This window comes from Nocardia sp. NPDC059691, assembly GCF_042733915.1.
Taxonomy (GTDB): domain Bacteria; phylum Actinomycetota; class Actinomycetes; order Mycobacteriales; family Mycobacteriaceae; genus Nocardia; species Nocardia sichangensis.
In genome coordinates, this window is sequence record NZ_JBHWFB010000006.1 from 390,349 (window position 1) to 408,482 (window position 18,134).

The following is an 18,134-nucleotide window of genomic DNA, read 5'->3' on the forward strand; positions in this document are numbered from 1 at the left end:
ATCCGGTTCGGATCCGACTCCCACCCCTGGCCGCTGCAGTGCTCATGCAGGCAAGGCTAATCTGTGTCACTCCGCGCGTGCACTGACGTCGTCCAAGGCCGCGGCGATCGCCCGCGGCAACTCCAGGGTCTCGGCGGCCAGCACGCCGGTGAGCTGCCCGATATCGCGGGCGCCGACGATCATGCTCGCCACACCCGGCCGGTCCCGGATCCAAGCCAGCGCCACCGCCAGCGGCGAGGTGCCCAACCCGTCCGCGGCGGTCACCAGCGCATCCACCACCCGGGTGGCGCGGTCGTCGAGACCACTGCGGATCTCCGCCGCGGTCGCCTCGTCGGCGCCGCGCGAATCAGCGGGAACACCGTCGCGATACTTGCCGGTGAGGATGCCGCCCGCCAACGGCGCCGAGGCGATCACCCCGACACCGTGGAACCGCGCGGCGGGCACGACATCGGTCTCCGCCCCCCGCGCCAGCAGCGAATACGGCGTCTGCGCCGCGGTCACCGGCGCCACCGCGGCCAGACTGGCCAGCTGCCAGGCCCCGAACCCGCGCACCCCCGCGTAACGCACCCGGCCCGAGCCCACCACCTGCTCCAACGTCGAGGCGACCTCCTCCAACGGCGTCCGCGGATCCCACACCGCGACATTCCAGATGTCGAGATGGTCGGTGCCGAACTCCAGCAGCGTGCGGTCCAGCTGCCGCAGCAGCGCCCGCCGCGAGGTGTCCACCGTGACCTGCGCCGCCTCCGGCATCCCCGCCCCGGCGAATCCCCACGGCGCGATCCCGGCGCAACCGCTGAGCACCAGCTCGTCACGGGAGACCAGGTCACCGAGCAATTCGGCCAGGATCCGCTGCGCGGCCCCGCCCGCGTAGGCGGGGGAGGTGTCCACCAGTGTGCCGCCCGCCTCGACGAACGCCACCAGTTGCCCCGCCGCGTCCTCGGCGTCGGTGTGCGCACCCCAGGTATGGGTCGCCAGGCCCATCCGCGACACCCGCAGGCCGCTGCGGCCCACCGTCCGCTGTTCCATCACCGTGTCCGCGCATTCGTCACGGCGCCAAGCCTAGAGTGTGGATACGCGACTGGGCGGCCACCAGCACAGTGGGTCGCGCTCGGGTGCGGCGAGCACCCCCGCGACCCGCGCGGTGGCGGCAGCGCCACGGCCGGGCACGCCGCCGCGGCCTCGACACTGTACTGTCGCTGCGTGATTGGCGCGGTGGTCAGGAAGAAGCGACCGATCGCCGCACCAATGCCCAGGTAGCAACGCGTATTCCGCGCGGAAGTGGAGGATGGTTCGTGGTAGGCGAGTCGATGACCTGGGTGCAGGCCTTGGTGCTGGGTCTGGTGCAGGGACTGACGGAGTTCCTGCCGATCTCCTCCTCGGCGCATCTGCGCATCGTCTCGTCGGTCTTCTTCGGCGACGACGCGGGCGCCTCGTTCACCGCGGTCACCCAGCTGGGCACCGAGGCCGCGGTGCTGGTGTACTTCGCCAAGGACATCTGGCGGATCCTGTTGGCCTGGTTCGCGGGTCTGCGCGAGCAACTGACCACGCGCGGTCGCCAGCAGATCCCGCTGCACGATCAGCCCACGACGAGACTTCCGGTCATCACCGCCGACCACAAACGCGTCTTCGACGAACAGGCCCAGCGCGAACTCGACTACCGCATCGGCTGGTATGTGATCATCGCCACCATCCCGATCGGTGTGCTGGGATTCTTGCTCAAAGACGAGATCCGCACCGGCGCCCGCAATCTGTGGCTGGTGTCGTTCATGCTGATCTTCTTCGCCCTGGTCATCGCCGCCGGCGAACACTTCGGCCGCAAGGATCGCCCGATCGAGCAACTGACCACCCGTGACGGGCTGGCCATGGGTTTCGCGCAGTGCCTGGCGCTGATCCCCGGTGTCTCGCGCTCGGGCGCCACCTCCACCGCGGGCCTGTTCCTGGGCTTGGAGCGCGAAGCCGCCGTACGGTTTTCGTTCCTGCTGGCCATCCCGGCCGTGACCGCCTCGGGCCTGTTCAGCCTGCCGGACGCGTTCGAACCCGCTGGTGAGGGCCTCAACGCCAGCGGACCGCAACTGCTGGTGGCCACCGTGCTGGCGTTCGCGGTCGGCTACGCGTCGGTGGCGTGGCTGCTGCGTTTCGTGGCACGGCACTCGCTGTACTGGTTCGTCGGCTACCGCATCGTCCTGGGCGCGATCCTCCTGGGTCTGCTGGCGGGCGGGGTGGTCTCGGCGACATGATCGCTAGGCTGACCGCATGACGGTGATCCTGTTGCGGCACGGTGTGTCGACCTCGAACACCGCCCGCACCCTGGCCGGTCGCAGCACCGGCGTCGAGCTCACCGAGCGCGGCGAGGAGCAGGCGAGGGCCGTGGCCGAACGACTGGCCGGGCTGCCGATCGAACGAATCGTGCACTCCCCGCTGCTGCGCTGCCAGCGCACGGTCGCGCCGCTGGCGGAAAAGTTCGGGCTGGAACCGGTATTCGACGACCGGCTGCTCGAGGTGGACTACGGCGAGTGGACCGGGCGGCCCATCGCCGAACTCCTGGAGGAACCGCTGTGGAAGGTCGTGCAACGGCACGCCTCCGGCGCGGTGTTCCCCGGCGGAGAAGGGCTGGCGCAAGTACAAGCCCGCGCGGTCGCCGCGATCCGCGAACACGACCACGCCCTGACCACCCAGCACGGCCGCGACGCACTGTGGGTGGCGTGCACGCACGGCGACGTGATCAAGTCGGTGCTCGCCGATGCCCTCGGCATCCACCTCGACGGCTTCCAACGGATCCTCGTCGAACCGGCCTCGCTCAGCGTCGTGCGCTACACCCCGACCGCACCGTACGTGTGGCGGCTCAACGACACCGGCGCCGACCTGTCGGCCCTCGCCGCCTCCGGCGGGCAACAGCAGGCGTCGTCGTCGTCGACGCCGGGACCCGAGGTCTCCGGACCAGTCCCCGGTGGCGAGCTCGGCAATAGCGCAAGTGCGGATAATGGGAATGCGGAGCGTCGAGATTCCTTGTAAACAACCGAGCGGTCGTTGTATGGGATCCCCGCGCCGCGGGTAGTCGATCAGGGTCATATCAGGAGGTGCATGTGTCACGCGCAATCCATGTATTCCGCACCCCCGATCGTTTCGTCGCCGGGACCGTCGGTGAGCCGGGCGATCGCGCGTTCTATCTGCAGGCCGTGCAGGAACCGCGCGTGGTCAGCGTGCTGCTGGAAAAGCAGCAGGTCAAGGTGCTCGCCGACCGGATGGGTCTGCTGCTGGACGAGGTCGCGCGCCGCTTCGGCGCCGAAGTGCCCCCGCAGGCCGAGGACGTCGCCGACAACGCACCGCTGGTCACCCCCATCGACGCCGAGTTCCGTGTCGGCACCATGGGCCTGGGCTGGGACGCCGACGCGGGCGCGGTGGTGGTGGAACTGCTGGCGATCACCGAGACCGAGGTCGACGAGTCGGTGGTCCTCGACGACACCGAAGAGGGCCCCGACGCGGTGCGGGTGTTCCTCACCCCGATCCAAGCCCGCGAATTCGCGCTGCGCTCCACCCGGGTGATCGCGGCGGGCCGCCCGCCGTGCCCGCTGTGCGGTGAGCCGCTGTCGGCGCGCGGGCACATGTGCGTGCGCACCAACGGCTACAAACGCGGTGAGATCTTCGGCGCGGCCGAAATGGAGGAGTGATTCGGTGGCCGAGGCCGGGGACGGATTCCACAACGGTGAACTGACCGTGATCGGGCGGGTGAGCACCGCCAGCAACGTCACCCTGGTCTGCGACGTGAACGACACCGCCACCGGCGAGACACCCCTGCGGGTGGTCTACAAACCGATCCGCGGCGAACGACCGCTGTGGGATTTCCCCGACGGCACCCTGGCCGGGCGCGAGGTGGCCTCGTATCTGATCTCCGAGGCGATCGGCTGGGGCGTGATCCCCGAAACCATCTTGCGCGACGGCCCTTTCGGTTCCGGCATGGTGCAACGCTGGGTCGTGGGCGCCGACAACCACACCGACCGCGGCGACCGCCTCGACCTGATCGACCTGTGCCCGGCGGGCGCGGTGCCCGACGGCTTCCGCGAGGTGCTGCGCGCGGTGGACGACGTCGGCAACGAAGTGTCGCTGATCCACGCCGACGATCCGCGGTTGCAGCGCATGGCGGTGCTCGACGTCCTGCTCAACAACGCCGACCGCAAGGGCGGGCACGCGCTGGAAGGGGTGGACGGGCAGGTCTACGGCGTCGACCACGGCATCTGCTTGCACACCGACCACAAACTGCGCACGGTGCTGTGGGGCTGGGCCGGGCAGCCCATCGACGACGGGCTGATCGCCGACATCACCGCCTTCGCCAAGCAGTTGCCGGGCGCGTTCGCCGACACACTGGGCGAGCACATCACCGACGCCGAGATCGACGCGTTGATCGAACGCACCCAACAGGTGCTCGACGACCCGGTGATGCCGCTGCCGCGCACCTCGCGGCCCATTCCGTGGCCGGCGTTCTGATCGCGACCGCTGCCGTGGGCGGGGTTTCCTGGCACAGTTGAAGCTTCGAGCGCTCGGCGCGACGACGAGGAGGACGCGATGCCCCACTCCACTCCCGATCGCGCGGCGCCGGTCGTGCGGGTCGCCGTCGGCGCGCCGACCTACCGCATCGCATTGCACTACGTGCACCTCTACGACAAGAAGCCCTACCCCGACACCGACCTGCACCTCTACGACAACGGCGTCTACTGGCTGAGCTCGGCGGGGGAGAACCACTTCGGCGTCTACGTCATGACCGAGGGTTCGGTGGACTCCGGGCGGTTCACCATGCGGTTCATCTCGTTGCCTTCCGCGGACTGGGGCGATACGGTCGCTTATCACGAACTCGAGTTCGACGTCGCGCGCGGCGAATTCACCCAGCTCGCGCTCGCCGACACCGATCCCGACATCCCCGAACTGGACGGGACGTTCGCGATCGGCCCGAACACCGTCACCGATCCCACCCGCGGCGCCGACAGCTGATTCAGCGAAACCGTAATTATTGACATCCCACGATTTGCTGGAAGACGCAGGTCGTGGCGGGCAGCCCGACCACACGAACGACCAGGGCCACCGGGCCGGGGAACGATGAGCTCCACCACACCTTTACCCTCGTAAGCATGCAGTCCTGGTCCGATACCGCCCTCCCCACCGTCCCCGGAGCAGGACCGCCGTTGCGGTTGTACGACACCGCCGACCGTCTGGTGCGCCCGGTCACCCCCGGCCCCACCGCCACCATGTACGTCTGCGGCATCACCCCCTACGACGCCACCCACCTCGGGCACGCCGCCACCTACCTGACCTTCGACCTGGTCAACCGGCTGTGGCGCGACGCGGGCCACGACGTGCACTACGTGCAGAACGTCACCGACGTCGACGACCCGCTGTTCGAACGCGCCGCCCGCGACGGCGTGGACTGGCGCGACCTCGGCGCGGCGGAGACCGACCTGTTCCGTGAGGACATGGCCGCGCTGCGGATCGTGCCGCCCCGCGACTACGTCGGCGCCGTCGAATCCGTCGACGAGGTCGTCGAATTCGTGCAGAAACTGCTGGCTTCCGGCGCCGCCTACGTCGTCGACGACGCCGAGTACCCCGACATCTACTTCCGCGCCGACGCCACCGACCAGTTCGGTTACGAATCCGGCTACGACCGCGCCACCATGCAGCGGCTGTTCGCCGAACGCGGCGGCGACCCGGACCGTCCCGGTAAACGCGACACCATCGACGCGCTGCTGTGGCGCTCGGCGCGGCCCGGCGAGCCGTCCTGGCCCGCCCCCTTCGGCCCGGGCCGACCCGGCTGGCACATCGAGTGTTCGGCGATCGCGTTGAACCGCATCGGCCCGGAATTCGACATCCAGGGCGGCGGCAGTGACCTGATCTACCCCCACCACGAATACTCCGCCGCGCACGCCGAGTCGCTCATCGCCGGCCGCCGCTTCGCCCGCCACTACGTGCACGCCGGCCTGATCGGGCTGGACGGGGAGAAGATGTCGAAGTCCCGCGGCAACCTCGTGCTGGTGTCCACGCTGCGCCGCGGCGGCGTCGACCCGTCCGCCATCCGCCTCGGCCTGCTGGCCGGCCACTACCGGCAAGACCGGATGTGGACCGACGCCCTGCTCGAGCGGGCGCAGCAGCGCTTGGAGCTGTGGCGCGAAGCCACCGCGCTGCCCGCCGGCCCGTCGGCCACCGACACCGTCGCCCGCCTGCGCCAGCACCTGGCCGACGATCTGGACACCCCCAAGGCGCTCGACGCGCTCGACAACTGGGCCCGCCAGGCACTGGACTACGGCGGCCAGGACACCGACGCGCCCGCGCTGATCGCCACCGCCGTCGACGCCCTGCTGGGCGTACGCCTGTAGCCGGTCTCTTGCCCGCATCCCCCGCACGTGATGGGGTACGGGGGTGTGCAAGCTTCCCGGCCTCGGCCTGTTCGGCCCCGGCGGCAAACTGACCTCCCTCAGCGCAGGCGTCTTGCGGCCGGCGGCCGATCCCGCCGACTCGCGCACGATCGCCGCGCGCGCCCGCTTCTTCGGCGCCGACACCATCGACCCGCAGACCGGCGCCCTGCACACCGACCGGGTCGTGTTGTCGTGGGTCGGCTGCACCACCTTCGCCCTGGCCATCGGCGGTTCGGTGTTCCTGCTCGACGCGTGGGTGCCCCGGCTCACCAGCACCGGTTACGTCCCCGCCACCCCGCAGGACCTGGTGGACCTGGCGCCCGCGGCGATCTTCATCGGCCACGGCCACTTCGACCACGCCGCCGACGCCGGACGCATCGCCCAGGCCAGCGGCGCGGTCGTACACGGCACCGCCGAGCACTGCGCGAGCATCGCCGCACAGGTCACCGATCCGGCGTTCCCCACCGCCGTGCACGGTGACGCGGGCACCGCGATCGGCACCCGGGAGGATTTCGCCGTGGGCGCGGTCGAGGCGACCGTCGTGCGGCACCTGCACTCCGCACGCACCCCGTCCGATCCCGTCGGCGGATCACCGCGCTTCTTTCCCCGCCCGCAACCGGGCATCGTGCTGACCCACCCGCCGACACTGAGCGGTCTGCTGCAAGGTGTGCCGCGGCTGCGCGACCCCGAAGGAGGGGTGCTGCTGTACCAGTTCCGGGTGCCGGGCTTGTGCCTGGTGTGGCACGACTCGACCGGACCGCTCACCGAACGCGCCCCGCAGGTGTTCGACACCCTCGCCGCGCTCCCGGCCACCGACGTGCAGATCGGCGCGGTGCAGGGCTACAACCAGATCAGCAACGGGCTGCGCGATCCCCGCACCTACATCGAAGCCCTCACCCCCGCGCTGTTCGTGCCGAGCCATCACGACAACTGGCTGCCCGGACTCACCGCGAGCGCGGCGACCTACGACGCACCGTTGCGCGCGGAACTGGAACGGATCTCCGCGCCACGGCGACCGGAACTGCGCACCCTGCACGATCCGGCCGACTACGTGCGCCCACAGCGGCTCACCTTCCAGCTGTGAGCGTGTCCGCGCCGCCGGCGCGGGATCGCTGCCCGTCGGGTTCGTGCACGGTCGCGGCGAGGTCTTCGGCGTAGAGCTGTGCGATCTGCTCGGCGTACTTGTCGGCGATCGGCTTGCGCCGCAACTTCATCGTCAAGGTGACCTCGTCGCCGCCGGGCTCCCAGAACACCGGCAGCACGGTGAACCGTTTGATCTGCTCGACCCGCGACAACGTCGCGTTGCCCGCCGCCACGCCGCGCGCGATCGCGGCGATCACCCCGTCCTCGGCCGCCAACGCCGCCGCCGAGGCATCCGGCAGCGCGTGCTCGGCGGCATACAGTGCCGCGGTCTCGGCATCGATGACGATCAGCGCCGTGTTGTACGGGCGCACGTCCCCGATGGTGGCGATGGCGCCCACCAGCGGCGTCGCGGCCTTGATCGCGTTCTCGATGTTGGCCGGGGACATGTTCTTGCCCGCCGAGTTGATGATCAGCTCTTTTTTGCGGTCGACCACCCGCAGATACCCCTCGGCGTCGACGGACATGATGTCGCCGGTGTGCAGCCACCCGTCCGGGTCGAGCGCTTCGGCGGTCTGCCGCGGCTGTTTGCGGTAGCCCTTCATCACCAGTGGCCCGCGCACCAGGAATTCGCCGTCCTCGGCGATCCGCCACTGCATTCCCGGCAGCATCCGGCCCACCGAACCCAGCCGCGCCTGCTCCGGCGAGCAGGCGCTGGCCACGCAGGTCAGTTCGGACATGCCCCAGATCTCCGAGATCGGGATGCCGATGCCGAAGAAGAACCCGAGGGTCTGCGGTGGAATCGGCGCGGCGCCCGACATCGCCCACTTCAGTCGGTCCAGGCCGATTCCGGCGCGCAACGCCGACAGCACCTGCTCGTCGGCCCGCGCCCATTCGGCCGCCAGCCGGTCATCGATCGGTTCGCCGCGCAGCTGGGCGTCGGCCTTGCGCGCCGCCACGTCCAGCGCCCACCGCAGCGCACCGCGGCGGGCGTCGTCGGGTTCGGCGGCGACGGAGAACTCGATGGCGGCCTTCAGTTTCTCCCACACCCGCGGCACCGCGCCCCAGATGGTGGGGTGCACGTCGGCCAGCGCGGCCGGCAGCAGCGACCGGTCGGGCACCACGGTGATCTGCGTGCCGTACACCTGCTGCAGATACAGCGAGCAGAACCGGTCGGCCATGTGCGCCGAGGGCAGGTAGGAGGTCTGCCGGTCGCCGAACTCCACCGGCAGCACCGCGTGGAACGCTCGCGCTTCGGCCAGCAGATTGGCGTGGGTGATCTCCACACCCTTGGGGTCGCCGGTGGTGCCGGAGGTGTAGACGAGGGTGAGCACGTCGTCGGGCCGCACGGCCCGCCAGGTCGCCTCGAAGTCGAAATCGGGGCGGCCCATGGCTTTCAGTTCATCGAGCCCCACGGTTCCCTCGGGCGTGGCGTCGATGCAGACGATGGTCTCGATCGGCGTGCCGCAGGCACGGATCCGCTCGAGGTACTGCTGCTCGCAGATCACCACCCGATTGCCCGCGTTGGCGAACACGTAGGTCAGTTGTTCGGGCGAGAGGGTGTTGTACACCGAGAACGAAGTCGCGCCGGTGTGCTGCGCGCCGACTTCCAGGGGATAGAACTCCACCCGGTTGCCCATCATCAACGCCACCGTGTCGCCGCGGCCGACACCCAGCGCGGCCAGGCCCGCCGCGACCGCGCACACTTCTTCGGCGTACACCCGCCAGCTGAGCGTTTGTTCGCCGCCGATGGACCGGACGGCCACCGCGTCCGGATCGATCGCGGCGCTGTGCTGGAACGCGGCGCAGGACGTGTTCGGTTCGGTCATCGCACAACCCCGTTCGGTACACCCGGCTTTCCCAGACCGTAGGTGTCCGACCGTGCTCGGCGGGGCGTTTTCGCCCGTTTCCGGATCCACGACCGGTTCGCCCGCGCACGACCGAACCACTTCTCCGGCAACAGGATCGGTGATTCCGGCCGTGCGGATTGCGCTGCCCGCCGCGGCGGGCGATGGGGTCGCGGACCGACCGCCGCGGCGGGGCGGGTCAGGCCGCGCTACCGCTACCGGCTTGGAACACGGCGGTCATGAGGTCGGCGAGAACTGTCAGCAATTCCACGATCGCTCCCTTTCGGTAGAAAACACGAAGTCAGCAGCGTGTATGACGCGATCGTCTTTCTCGTGAACGAGGAATGAATAAACAGAAACCGGCCGGCACCGGACGGGGTGACCGCCGGTTTCCACCTCTGATACTCGCCGAGCTGGGATTCATCGCCATCTTTCCGGCTTCGGCCATCACCCGGTCCGATGAAAAGATTCCCGCTCCCACCGTGCGGCATTACGCCGACGAGTTGTCGAGTAAAAGGCGCGACACAGCAATCCATCAGGAATTACCAACCCACGGAATGAAGGAAAACTCTTGCGACGCAGCAATTTCGAGGGGGAGAAACGGTTCTCGTCACCGCCGAGGTCGAGAACGGCGATCTTGTCGTGGTAGTCGAGCGTAGGCATCGGGGGTCCTTCCGGTAGGGGTGAAAACAGGAGTCAAAGGGGTGGGGGACCGACGGCGAGTACGGCCCGCACGCCGCTGCCGGGCACCTCGCTGAGCGGCTCCGCGCGCGATCCACCCACGCGCGCTAAATATTTCAGCAGGTAACAGGTACCGAAGCGTCTTCTCGGCGTACGCATCGGTACTTCCCGAGGTCGGTCCAGCCGACGCTACGATGGGGTACTGTTCGGTCCCTCCCCCTGACCGAACGAAGAGAACGGCGCGCGTATGTCACGAGTGGTCACCAAGGAGCAGTACTTCGACACCGGCTTGGAAGTGCTCGCCGAACTCGGCTTCAAAGGTCTCAACATCGGCGTCCTGTGCCGGCAGCTCGGCGTCACCAGCGGATCGTTCTACCACCACTTCGGCAGTTGGCAAGGATTCGTCGACGCCCTGCTCGAACACTGGGAGAACCGCCAAGTGCGCATCCTGGGCACCATGCCGTTCAACCAGGGCAACCCCGATGACGACATCCGCGCCATGTCCGACCTCGCCGCCGGACTGCACCATTCCGCCGAAGCCGCCATCCGCGCCTGGGCGGCCAACGACGAATCGGTCAACCTCGCACTCAAGCGCGTCGACGAATCCCGCAGGCGCACCGTGCACAAAGCGATCAAGGGCGTCGTCGGTGACGACGACACCGCCGCCGTGGTCACCTCACTGGGCATGGCGATGCTCGTCGGCTACCAGCAGATCGCCGCGGGCGGGGAGAACCTGTCACTGGACCAGCTGCTGGCCGAATACGCGCGCCTGATCTACTCCCACGCGCAGCGCTGACCCGCTCCGGCTAACCGAGCAGCTCGTCGACATAGCACCAGCGCCACGCCTCTCCCGGCTCCACACTACGCATCACCGGATGCCCGCTGGCGGCGTAGTGCTTGGTCGCGTGATTGCCCGGAGAAGAGTCGCAGCAGGCGATGTGCCCGCACGACAAGCACATCCGCAGATGCACCCACGCCAGTCCCTCCGCGAGACATTCGCCGCATTCGTCCGGCCCGCCGTGCGCACGCACCAGCGGCGCGTCCCGCAGATGCGCGCAAGCGTCGTCGGCCCCTGCCGCCGCCAGCGGTTCGACCCGTTCTTCCTCGGTCTCGTCGTAGCGATCGATGATCGACTCCTCGAGATCCAACTGCGCCAGCACATGCTGCAGGATCTCGTAGTCGACGGCGCCCGAATCCCGTACGCGCAAGACGGTTTCCCGTTCGGCCTGCAACATCGCCAACCGCAGCCGCCGGTACTCCGCGGTGGGTGTCACCAGCTCCGACTCCGCCCGCCCCAACCGCTCCCAGGCGGCGTTGGCCTTCCACAGGACGCGATCACGCAACGTCTGCACCACCCCCGGCGGCGTGTCCGGCGTGACTTCCCGCTCGAGAGCGGCCAAACCGGCCGCGGTGGCCTGCTGCAACACGTTGGCCTTCTGCAACGCGTCCTCGGCGCGACTGGGCGCGCGCAACCGCAGCCACCGCACCAGCCACGGCAACGACGTGCCTTGCACCAGCAGCGTTCCCGCCACCACCACCAGCGCCAGCAGCCGCAGCACAGCCAGCAACGGAGTGTCCTGCGGCAGCAGCAGCACCGCCGCCAACGTCACCACCCCGCGCATCCCCGCCCACGACACCACCACCAGATGACTCACCGGCACCGCCTCGCCACCACCGAGACTGCGCGACAACAACGACGACCCGAACACCCAGACCGGACGCGCCAGCATCGTCGCGGCCAGCACCGCCACCGCCGACCACAGCAGGGTCGCGTGGTCGAGCTCGCTGTGCCAAGCACCCTCCACGATGCCGCGCACCTGCAACCCGATCAGCACGAACACCGCGCTCTCCAGGATGAACTGGATCGTGCGCCAATTGATGCGCTCGGCGATCCGCGACGCGGCGCTCTGCCACACCGGCGCGTTGTGTCCGAGGATCATCCCGCACACGACCACCGCGATCACCCCCGAGGCGTGGATGCCCTCGGCGGGCAGATACGCCGCGAACGGCGCCAGGAACGACAACGTCGTGTCCATCACCGGGTCGGTGATCCGCCGCCGCAGCATCGCCAGCAGATAGGCCACCACCACTCCCACCGCCGCGCCGCCACCGGCCGCCAGCGCGAAATCGGCGCCGGCCGCCCACACCGACACCGTGCCCACCATCGCCGCCAGCGCCGTCCGCAACGCCACCAGCGCGGTCGCGTCGTTGAACAGCGACTCGTCCTCCAGGATCGTCACGATCCGCCGCGGCATCCCGATCCGCCGCGCCACCGCCGTGGCGGCCACCGCATCCGGCGGAGCCACCACCGCACCCAGCGCGACAGCGACCGCGAACGGCACCGGCAGCAGCCACCACACCACCACCGCCACGGCGAAGGTCGTGAACAACACCAACCCCACCGACAACAACCCGATCGTGCGCGCATTCGCCCGGAAATCCACCAGCGACGTGCGGATCGCGGCGGTATACAGCAAAGGAGGCAGGAAACCGAGCAGAATGATCTCCGGCTCCAAATGGATCTCCGGCACGAACGGCAGATACGACGCCGCCACCCCGCCCACCGTCAATACCAGCGGTTCGGAGATCCCGAACCGTCGCGCCAGCGCCGCCAACGCGGCCGCCGACGCGACGAGAACAACCAGGCCGATCGCGACATGCACGGTGGAATTCTCGCAGAGCGCACGATCGGCTATCGGCCCGCGCGGTAGATGACACGTGCACGGCCGACCGAACTACTGTGCCCGGGCGCACACACGCGCCATGCTTGTCGACGACAAGGAGGTAGACATGGAGGAGTTCGCGTCCTGGCGGGCGAACGGACGACGCCACACTCATCGCGGCCACCAGATCTTCTGGCGCGACGGAGGCGCAGGCACCCACGGGACGCTGGTGTGCATCCACGGATTTCCCACCGCGTCCTGGGACTGGCATCGGATCTGGCCGGGCCTGTGCGAACGATTCGCCAGGGTCATCGCCCCCGACATGATCGGCTTCGGCTGGTCGGCCAAACCCCGCCACTACGACTACCGCATCACCGACCAAGCCGACATCCACGAGAACCTGCTGCGGGAACAGGGCATCAGCCGGTACCACATCCTCGCCCACGACTACGGCGACACCGTCGCCCAAGAGCTTGTGGCCCGCGACGCCGAACGCCGCGCCGCCGGCGACGAATCCCTCGTGATCGAATCGGTGTGCCTGCTCAACGGCGGCTTGTTCCCCGAAACCCACCGCCCCCGCCCGGTGCAGCGGCTGCTGGCGAGCCCGCTCGGCCCGCTGATCGGCGTCCTGGGCAGCGAACGCACCTTCCACCACAGCTTGGCCGCGGTATTCGGGCCCGACACCAAACCCACCGACATCGAACTGCACCAGTTCTGGCTGCTGTGGTGCAGCAGGCACGGCAAGAGCAACGGCCACAAACTCATCCGCTACATGGCCGAACGCCGCAAGCAGCGCAAGCGCTGGGTGGGCGCACTGCAGCAGGCCCAGGTCCCGGTCCGGCTCGTCGACGGCCTGTCCGATCCCGTCTCCGGCGGCCACATGGTGCACCGCTACCGCGAACTGATCACCGACCCCGATGTCGTGGAACTGTCGCGAATCGGCCACTACCCGCAACTGGAGGCACCCGAGCAGACCCTCGCGGCATTCCTGGAATTCCACGACACCCGCGTCCACAAGCCCACGGCCTGACCGACGTTGCGGACCGGCCCCGCCGGTCCGCAACATCACCGTGTATCCGCAACATTAGGGTGTAGTCCACGACCGCGCTGGACCGCTTCCGAAACGCGTTCGCGTGGAACCGTTCTCGCGTCCCGACCGCCGACATGCGCACCGAAGGAGCCGCCGATGTCCGCCGCCGACCTGCCCCTGGAAACCATCCAACTCGACCAGTCCGGGCGGGTACTCACCGCGCGTGTGGTCGCGCCCCCGTGGAACTTCGTCACCACCGCGGTCGTCCGCGACCTCGACCTTCTCACCGCCGCGGTCGATATCGACGACACCGTGGGCGCGGTCGTGCTCACCGGAGGACTGCCCGGCCGCTTCCTCACCCATGCCGACCCCGCCGCCCTCGGCGGCATGATCGAGAAACCACGCCCCTTCGTCCCCGCTCGCGCCGCCGCACCGTTCCTGCGCGCCGCCGCTGCCGTCCTGCACGTTCCCGGCGCCACCGATCTGGTCGAACGCCACGGCGGCGGTCTCGGTGCGGGCCTGGTCTGGGGTTACCGCTGGAAACGCACCACCTTGCGGATGAACCGCTCCGGCGTCGCCTACCTCGCCGCCATCAACGGACCCGCACTCGGCGGCGGGCACGAGATCGCGCTGGCCTGCGATCTGCGCTACGCCGCCGACGCCGACCACGTGCGCTTGGGCCAGATCGAGACGCTGGCCAACCTCATTCCCGGCGGCGGCGCGACCCAACGCCTCACCCGTCTGCTCGGCGCCGCCAAAGCCATCGAGGTCACCCTCGAAGGCACGCCGTTCACCGCCCAGCAAGCGCTGCGTCTCGGCCTGGTGAACCGCGTACTGCCTGCCGAGGACCTGCTCACCGAAACCCAGGCCACCGCGGCCCGGCTGGCCGCCCGCAACCCGGTCGTCGTCGCCGAACTCAAACGCGCCGTCTACTTCGGCTCCGACAAATCCCTCTCCCGCGGCCTCGACGCCGAACAAGCCGGATTCGTCTCCGTCGGCACCACCACCGCAGCCGCCCGCACCACCAAAGCCTTCTTCGAAGACCTCGACCGCCTCGCCGACACCCCGTTCCTGGCCGACCCCCAACCCTGGCTGGACGGCACCCGCGTCGACCAGGTGAGCAAATGACCCACCTCGCGGGGGACGACACCCACGGGGGTCGTCAGCGTTCCACCCTCATAGTCAGGTGCAGTGAAGTCGGCGGAGCGGAAGCGAGTCGCTCAGCCGGGGATGTATGACCCGGACCCGTACTGCTCGACGTCGCGGCGGTACTGGTCCTGCCAGTGCAGGAATTCGTGGCCGTTGCCGCGGAACTTGCACTGCAGCTCGCCGGGAAGGCCTCCGGTACAGGCTCTGGCCAGGAATTCCACCATCCCGTACGGCAGCACCGTCAATTCGTCGTCGTATACGCACACCGGCCACTCGGCGCTCGACTCACCCTCGACGCGCCACAGGTAGTAGAAGTCGCCACCGCCATCAACACCCCAGTGGATATACATGTCACCGTCACCCAGAATCTCGGCCCTGTACGGCTTGGCAGCAGCCCGCCGAAACGTCCCGGTGATCTCCACCACACTCGTGCTGTACCGGTGGCCGGGCGCCGTCGCCGGTGCCGCGATCAGCAGGGAGTCATCAAGCAACCCGGCGCCGTAGACCGCGAGGAAGTCCAGGTAGTCCGGCGGCAGTTGGACCCCCAACGCCGCCTCGGCCTCCGCCACCCCCTGCAGGTCCAGCGCCGCCCACTCCGCGCTGGCCGGCGACGGCGGCAGAATCCGCCGCAAACGTTCGAGCGCATCGCTTGTCATCGGTTCTCCCCAATCCGTCGGACCCGTCGGAACCGGACTCGCCGGATTCATGCGATTGTCCGGGTCAGCCGAGTCTCGTGACCCGCCCTGGCTTTACAGTTCAACAGCCCGTTGCGAGACATCGGTGTTCAGTGCCGGCGGGCGGAGGCGCACCCATCATGCCAACATTGGCGCGTGTCGGCCCGAAGCTGTTCCCAGTCACGGCTGTAGCCCGCAACACGCCTTGCATGCGGTAACCGGGGGAGACCTGAACCAGCGACCTCTCGATGGCCGCCCATCCGGCGGAGGGACATTCCGAACAGCCAAACCGCCACCGCCATAACCGCTGGTCAAGCCGTTTGGCGCCAGCCAACGGCGATGACGCTGCCGAGCAGACGGTCCACACTCGTCAAGCGGTCGGCGCGGGTTCGCGCTCGCTGAGGTCCACACGCTCCCCGGAATCGACCGACGCCCGCGTCACCGTCACCCACGTGTTGTTCACCGCCGCCGTCCCCGAGAACATGTCGGTCACCGCCGGATCGTGCAGCAGGTTCACATTCGCGCCCGGCAGCGACGCCGCCACCGTCCACCCGACACCCGGCTCCTGATGTCCCCACCCGTGCGGGATCGCCACCGTCCCGGCCCGGATGTCGTCGCTGACCTCCAACGGCACCACGATCGCCCCGGTGCGAGAACGCACCGTCACCGGCTCACCGTCGCGCAACCCGCGCGCCGCCGCATCCTGCGGATGCATCAGCGCCGTGCAACGATCGCGCCCCTTCACCATCGACGGCACATTGTGCAACCACGAATTGTTGCTGCGCAGATGACGGCGACCGATCAACTTCAAGTCATAGCCGTCGGCAGGCGCGGTCACCGCCTCACCCCGCCGCGCGGCCGCGAGAACTTCACGCGCCGCCGCCACGAAATCCTCCGGCGCCACATGCACCTTCCGATCCTTCGTCCCCAGCAGCGACCGCAGCCTCGGCCGCAACGGACCCAGATCGATACCGCCCGCCGCCGCACGCGCCTTACCCACCGTCAAACCCTTGCGACCCCGCCGCAACACCCCATACGGCCCCGCCGCCACCCCCAGCGTGGCGATCCGCACGGGGCTGACCCGATCGAACACCGCGTTGAGCACCCGCGCGGTGAGCCACCGCGCAGGCAACGGCACCATCTCGGTGACCAACCGCGCCATGATCTGCCAATCCTCCAGCCCATCGGCGGGCGGCTCGAACACGCGCGCGTCGAAACGCAGATTGTTGCGCACACTGAACACCGGGAACAGGATGTTGACGTCCTCGCGCTCCAACGGCGAGATCGGCGGCAGGATGATGTCCGCGTGCCGCGTCGTCTCCGTGACGTACATGTCCACGGCCACATAGAAATCCAGCCCGTCCAGCGCCGCCCCCAACCGGCCGCGCTGCGGCGTGGACAACACCGGATTGCCCGCATACGTGATCATCGCGCGGATCCGGCCCGGCCCCTCGGCCGACATCTCCTGCGCCAGCGCCGCCACCGGCAACTCCGAGCGGAACGACTTGTAGGTCCCGGAGCTGTCGGTCCACGCCCCATACCCCATCGGCAGGTACTTCGCATACCGCGGCGCATCGATCGGCGGCGTCGCGAACATCTGCCCACCCGCCCGATCCAAGTTGCCCGTCACCGCGTTGATCGTGTTCACCAGCCAATGCGTCAACGTGCCGGTCACCTGCTGGCACACCCCGATCCGCGCGTACAGCACCGCCGAGCGCGCCGCCGCGTGCTCCCGAGCCAGCCCGCGAATCGTCTGCGCGTCCACTCCCGCGTACTGCGCCATCTGCTCCGGCGACGCCTCGGCCACCAGCGCACGCAACCGCTCCCAACCGGTGCTCGACGCGCGAATCGCCCTCTCGTCACACAGATCCTCGGCGACCAGCACATGCAACATCGCCAGCAGCAGATACACATCACCGCCCGCAGCCACCGCGACATGCTGATCGGCCAGCCGCGCCGTCTCGGTCCGCCGAGGGTCGATCACCACGACCTTCCCACCACGCCGCCGCACGTCCCCGATCCGCTGCTTCGCATTCGGCATGGTCGTCACCGACCCGTTCGACACCGCCGGATTCGCCCCCAGGATCACCAGGCGGTCGGTCCGATCGATATCGGTCACCGGCATCAGCACATTCGAGCCGAACATCCGCCACGCGACGAACTCCTGCGGGAACTGATCGATCGACGACGCCGAGAAGAAGTTCCGCGTCAGCAGCACCGACCGCAGCAACACCGCGTACAGCACCGACGAGCTGTGCGCGGCCGGATTCCCCAGATACATGCCGATCGCGCTGTTGCCGTGCTCGCGCCGCACCTCGCGCAACCGCCGACCGATCTCGTCGAATGCCTCGTCCCAGCCGATCGGCTCGAACGACGAACCCACCCGCCGCACCGGCGTCCGCAACCGATCCGGGTCGTGGTGCAACCCGCCCATCGCCGTCGCCTTCGGGCAGATGTACCCCTTCGACAGCACGTCCTGCGGATTGCCCTCGATCCGCGTCACCTGGTCACCGGAGACCGTGACGAGAATTCCGCAGTGCGCCTCACACAACGTGCACTGGCGGGCGATGGTGGTAGCACTCATGAATTTTCACCTTCTGCCGGATCGCTTC

General features: G+C 68.9%; 16 protein-coding genes. 10 read left to right on the plus strand and 6 right to left on the minus strand.

Annotation, left to right across the window (positions count from 1 at the left end):
• Positions 1–66: 66 nt before the first annotated feature.
• Positions 67–1,026 carry an aldo/keto reductase gene (locus ACFV2O_RS16430; RefSeq protein ID WP_379252482.1) on the minus strand — a complete coding sequence of 320 codons (960 nt, stop codon included), beginning with the start codon at positions 1,024–1,026 and terminating at the stop codon, positions 67–69.
• 281 nt (positions 1,027–1,307) lie between these two features.
• Between ACFV2O_RS16430 and ACFV2O_RS16435 the strand changes: the two genes are divergently transcribed.
• From ACFV2O_RS16435 to ACFV2O_RS16465, 7 genes are all read left to right on the plus strand, one after another.
• The gene (locus ACFV2O_RS16435; RefSeq protein ID WP_379252483.1) at positions 1,308–2,237 is read left to right on the plus strand and encodes an undecaprenyl-diphosphate phosphatase; all 930 of its coding nucleotides are present in this window, start codon (positions 1,308–1,310) and stop codon (positions 2,235–2,237) included.
• A 16-nt stretch (positions 2,238–2,253) separates the two neighbouring features.
• Complete coding sequence (locus ACFV2O_RS16440) at positions 2,254–3,012, plus strand: histidine phosphatase family protein (protein WP_379252484.1); 759 nt, start codon at positions 2,254–2,256, stop codon at positions 3,010–3,012.
• 71 nt (positions 3,013–3,083) lie between these two features.
• Positions 3,084–3,668 (plus strand): DUF3090 domain-containing protein, encoded by a 585-nt coding sequence (locus tag ACFV2O_RS16445; protein WP_355078007.1) that lies wholly within the window; start codon positions 3,084–3,086, stop codon positions 3,666–3,668.
• A 4-nt stretch (positions 3,669–3,672) separates the two neighbouring features.
• Positions 3,673–4,482, plus strand: a complete 810-nt coding sequence (locus ACFV2O_RS16450) for an SCO1664 family protein (RefSeq protein WP_379252485.1) — start codon at positions 3,673–3,675, stop codon at positions 4,480–4,482.
• Between the two features lie 78 nt (positions 4,483–4,560).
• Complete coding sequence (locus tag ACFV2O_RS16455; protein WP_379252486.1) at positions 4,561–4,983, plus strand: hypothetical protein; 423 nt, start codon at positions 4,561–4,563, stop codon at positions 4,981–4,983.
• A 137-nt stretch (positions 4,984–5,120) separates the two neighbouring features.
• A complete protein-coding gene (mshC, locus tag ACFV2O_RS16460) occupies positions 5,121–6,359 on the plus strand; it encodes a cysteine--1-D-myo-inosityl 2-amino-2-deoxy-alpha-D-glucopyranoside ligase (protein WP_379252487.1) in 1,239 nt (412 codons plus the stop codon).
• Positions 6,360–6,402: 43 nt separating this feature from the next.
• Entirely contained in the window at positions 6,403–7,482 is a 1,080-nt protein-coding gene (locus ACFV2O_RS16465; protein WP_379252488.1) for an MBL fold metallo-hydrolase, read from the plus strand.
• Here ACFV2O_RS16465 and fadD11 read toward each other — a convergent pair.
• Both fadD11 and ACFV2O_RS16475 read right to left on the minus strand, forming a co-directional pair.
• A complete protein-coding gene (gene fadD11, locus ACFV2O_RS16470) occupies positions 7,466–9,307 on the minus strand; it encodes a fatty acid--CoA ligase FadD11 (RefSeq protein WP_379252489.1) in 1,842 nt (613 codons plus the stop codon). The genes ACFV2O_RS16465 and fadD11 overlap by 17 nt on opposite strands.
• 465 nt (positions 9,308–9,772) lie before the next feature.
• Positions 9,773–9,988 (minus strand): hypothetical protein, encoded by a 216-nt coding sequence (locus tag ACFV2O_RS16475; RefSeq protein WP_379252490.1) that lies wholly within the window; start codon positions 9,986–9,988, stop codon positions 9,773–9,775.
• 265 nt (positions 9,989–10,253) lie between these two features.
• Here ACFV2O_RS16475 and ACFV2O_RS16480 point away from each other — a divergent pair, with 265 nt between their 5' ends.
• Entirely contained in the window at positions 10,254–10,802 is a 549-nt protein-coding gene (locus ACFV2O_RS16480) for a TetR/AcrR family transcriptional regulator (protein ID WP_355078013.1), read from the plus strand.
• 10 nt (positions 10,803–10,812) lie between these two features.
• Here the strand turns inward: ACFV2O_RS16480 and ACFV2O_RS16485 are convergent, their stop codons facing one another.
• A complete protein-coding gene (locus tag ACFV2O_RS16485; protein WP_379252491.1) occupies positions 10,813–12,669 on the minus strand; it encodes a Na+/H+ antiporter in 1,857 nt (618 codons plus the stop codon).
• Between the two features lie 127 nt (positions 12,670–12,796).
• On the opposite strand from ACFV2O_RS16485, the gene ACFV2O_RS16490 reads away from it, so the two are divergent.
• Positions 12,797–13,699 carry an alpha/beta fold hydrolase gene (locus tag ACFV2O_RS16490; RefSeq protein ID WP_379252492.1) on the plus strand — a complete coding sequence of 301 codons (903 nt, stop codon included), beginning with the start codon at positions 12,797–12,799 and terminating at the stop codon, positions 13,697–13,699.
• A 156-nt stretch (positions 13,700–13,855) separates the two neighbouring features.
• Positions 13,856–14,827 carry an enoyl-CoA hydratase/isomerase family protein gene (locus ACFV2O_RS16495; RefSeq protein WP_379252493.1) on the plus strand — a complete coding sequence of 324 codons (972 nt, stop codon included), beginning with the start codon at positions 13,856–13,858 and terminating at the stop codon, positions 14,825–14,827.
• A gap of 92 nt (positions 14,828–14,919) precedes the next feature.
• Here the strand turns inward: ACFV2O_RS16495 and ACFV2O_RS16500 are convergent, their stop codons facing one another.
• Both ACFV2O_RS16500 and ACFV2O_RS16505 read right to left on the minus strand, forming a co-directional pair.
• Positions 14,920–15,504 (minus strand): SMI1/KNR4 family protein, encoded by a 585-nt coding sequence (locus tag ACFV2O_RS16500; RefSeq protein WP_364435028.1) that lies wholly within the window; start codon positions 15,502–15,504, stop codon positions 14,920–14,922.
• 388 nt (positions 15,505–15,892) lie between these two features.
• Positions 15,893–18,106: a molybdopterin oxidoreductase family protein gene (locus ACFV2O_RS16505; RefSeq protein WP_379252494.1), complete on the minus strand. Its 2,214-nt coding sequence runs from the start codon at positions 18,104–18,106 to the stop codon at positions 15,893–15,895.
• Between the last annotated feature and the right edge of the window lie 28 nt (positions 18,107–18,134).

Bases quoted from the DNA above. Each gene is read 5' to 3' on its own strand.
- ACFV2O_RS16430 (WP_379252482.1), bottom strand. From the start codon at position 1,026: ATGGAACAGCGGACGGTGGGCCGCAGCGGCCTGCGGGTGTCGCGGATG.
- ACFV2O_RS16435 (WP_379252483.1), top strand. From the start codon at position 1,308: ATGACCTGGGTGCAGGCCTTGGTGCTGGGTCTGGTGCAGGGACTGACG.
- ACFV2O_RS16440 (WP_379252484.1), top strand. From the start codon at position 2,254: ATGACGGTGATCCTGTTGCGGCACGGTGTGTCGACCTCGAACACCGCC.
- ACFV2O_RS16455 (WP_379252486.1), top strand. From the start codon at position 4,561: ATGCCCCACTCCACTCCCGATCGCGCGGCGCCGGTCGTGCGGGTCGCC.
- mshC (WP_379252487.1), top strand. From the start codon at position 5,121: ATGCAGTCCTGGTCCGATACCGCCCTCCCCACCGTCCCCGGAGCAGGA.
- fadD11 (WP_379252489.1), bottom strand. From the start codon at position 9,307: ATGACCGAACCGAACACGTCCTGCGCCGCGTTCCAGCACAGCGCCGCG.
- ACFV2O_RS16475 (WP_379252490.1), bottom strand. From the start codon at position 9,988: ATGCCTACGCTCGACTACCACGACAAGATCGCCGTTCTCGACCTCGGC.
- ACFV2O_RS16480 (WP_355078013.1), top strand. From the start codon at position 10,254: ATGTCACGAGTGGTCACCAAGGAGCAGTACTTCGACACCGGCTTGGAA.
- ACFV2O_RS16490 (WP_379252492.1), top strand. From the start codon at position 12,797: ATGGAGGAGTTCGCGTCCTGGCGGGCGAACGGACGACGCCACACTCAT.
- ACFV2O_RS16495 (WP_379252493.1), top strand. From the start codon at position 13,856: ATGTCCGCCGCCGACCTGCCCCTGGAAACCATCCAACTCGACCAGTCC.
- ACFV2O_RS16500 (WP_364435028.1), bottom strand. From the start codon at position 15,504: ATGACAAGCGATGCGCTCGAACGTTTGCGGCGGATTCTGCCGCCGTCG.
- ACFV2O_RS16505 (WP_379252494.1), bottom strand. From the start codon at position 18,106: ATGAGTGCTACCACCATCGCCCGCCAGTGCACGTTGTGTGAGGCGCAC.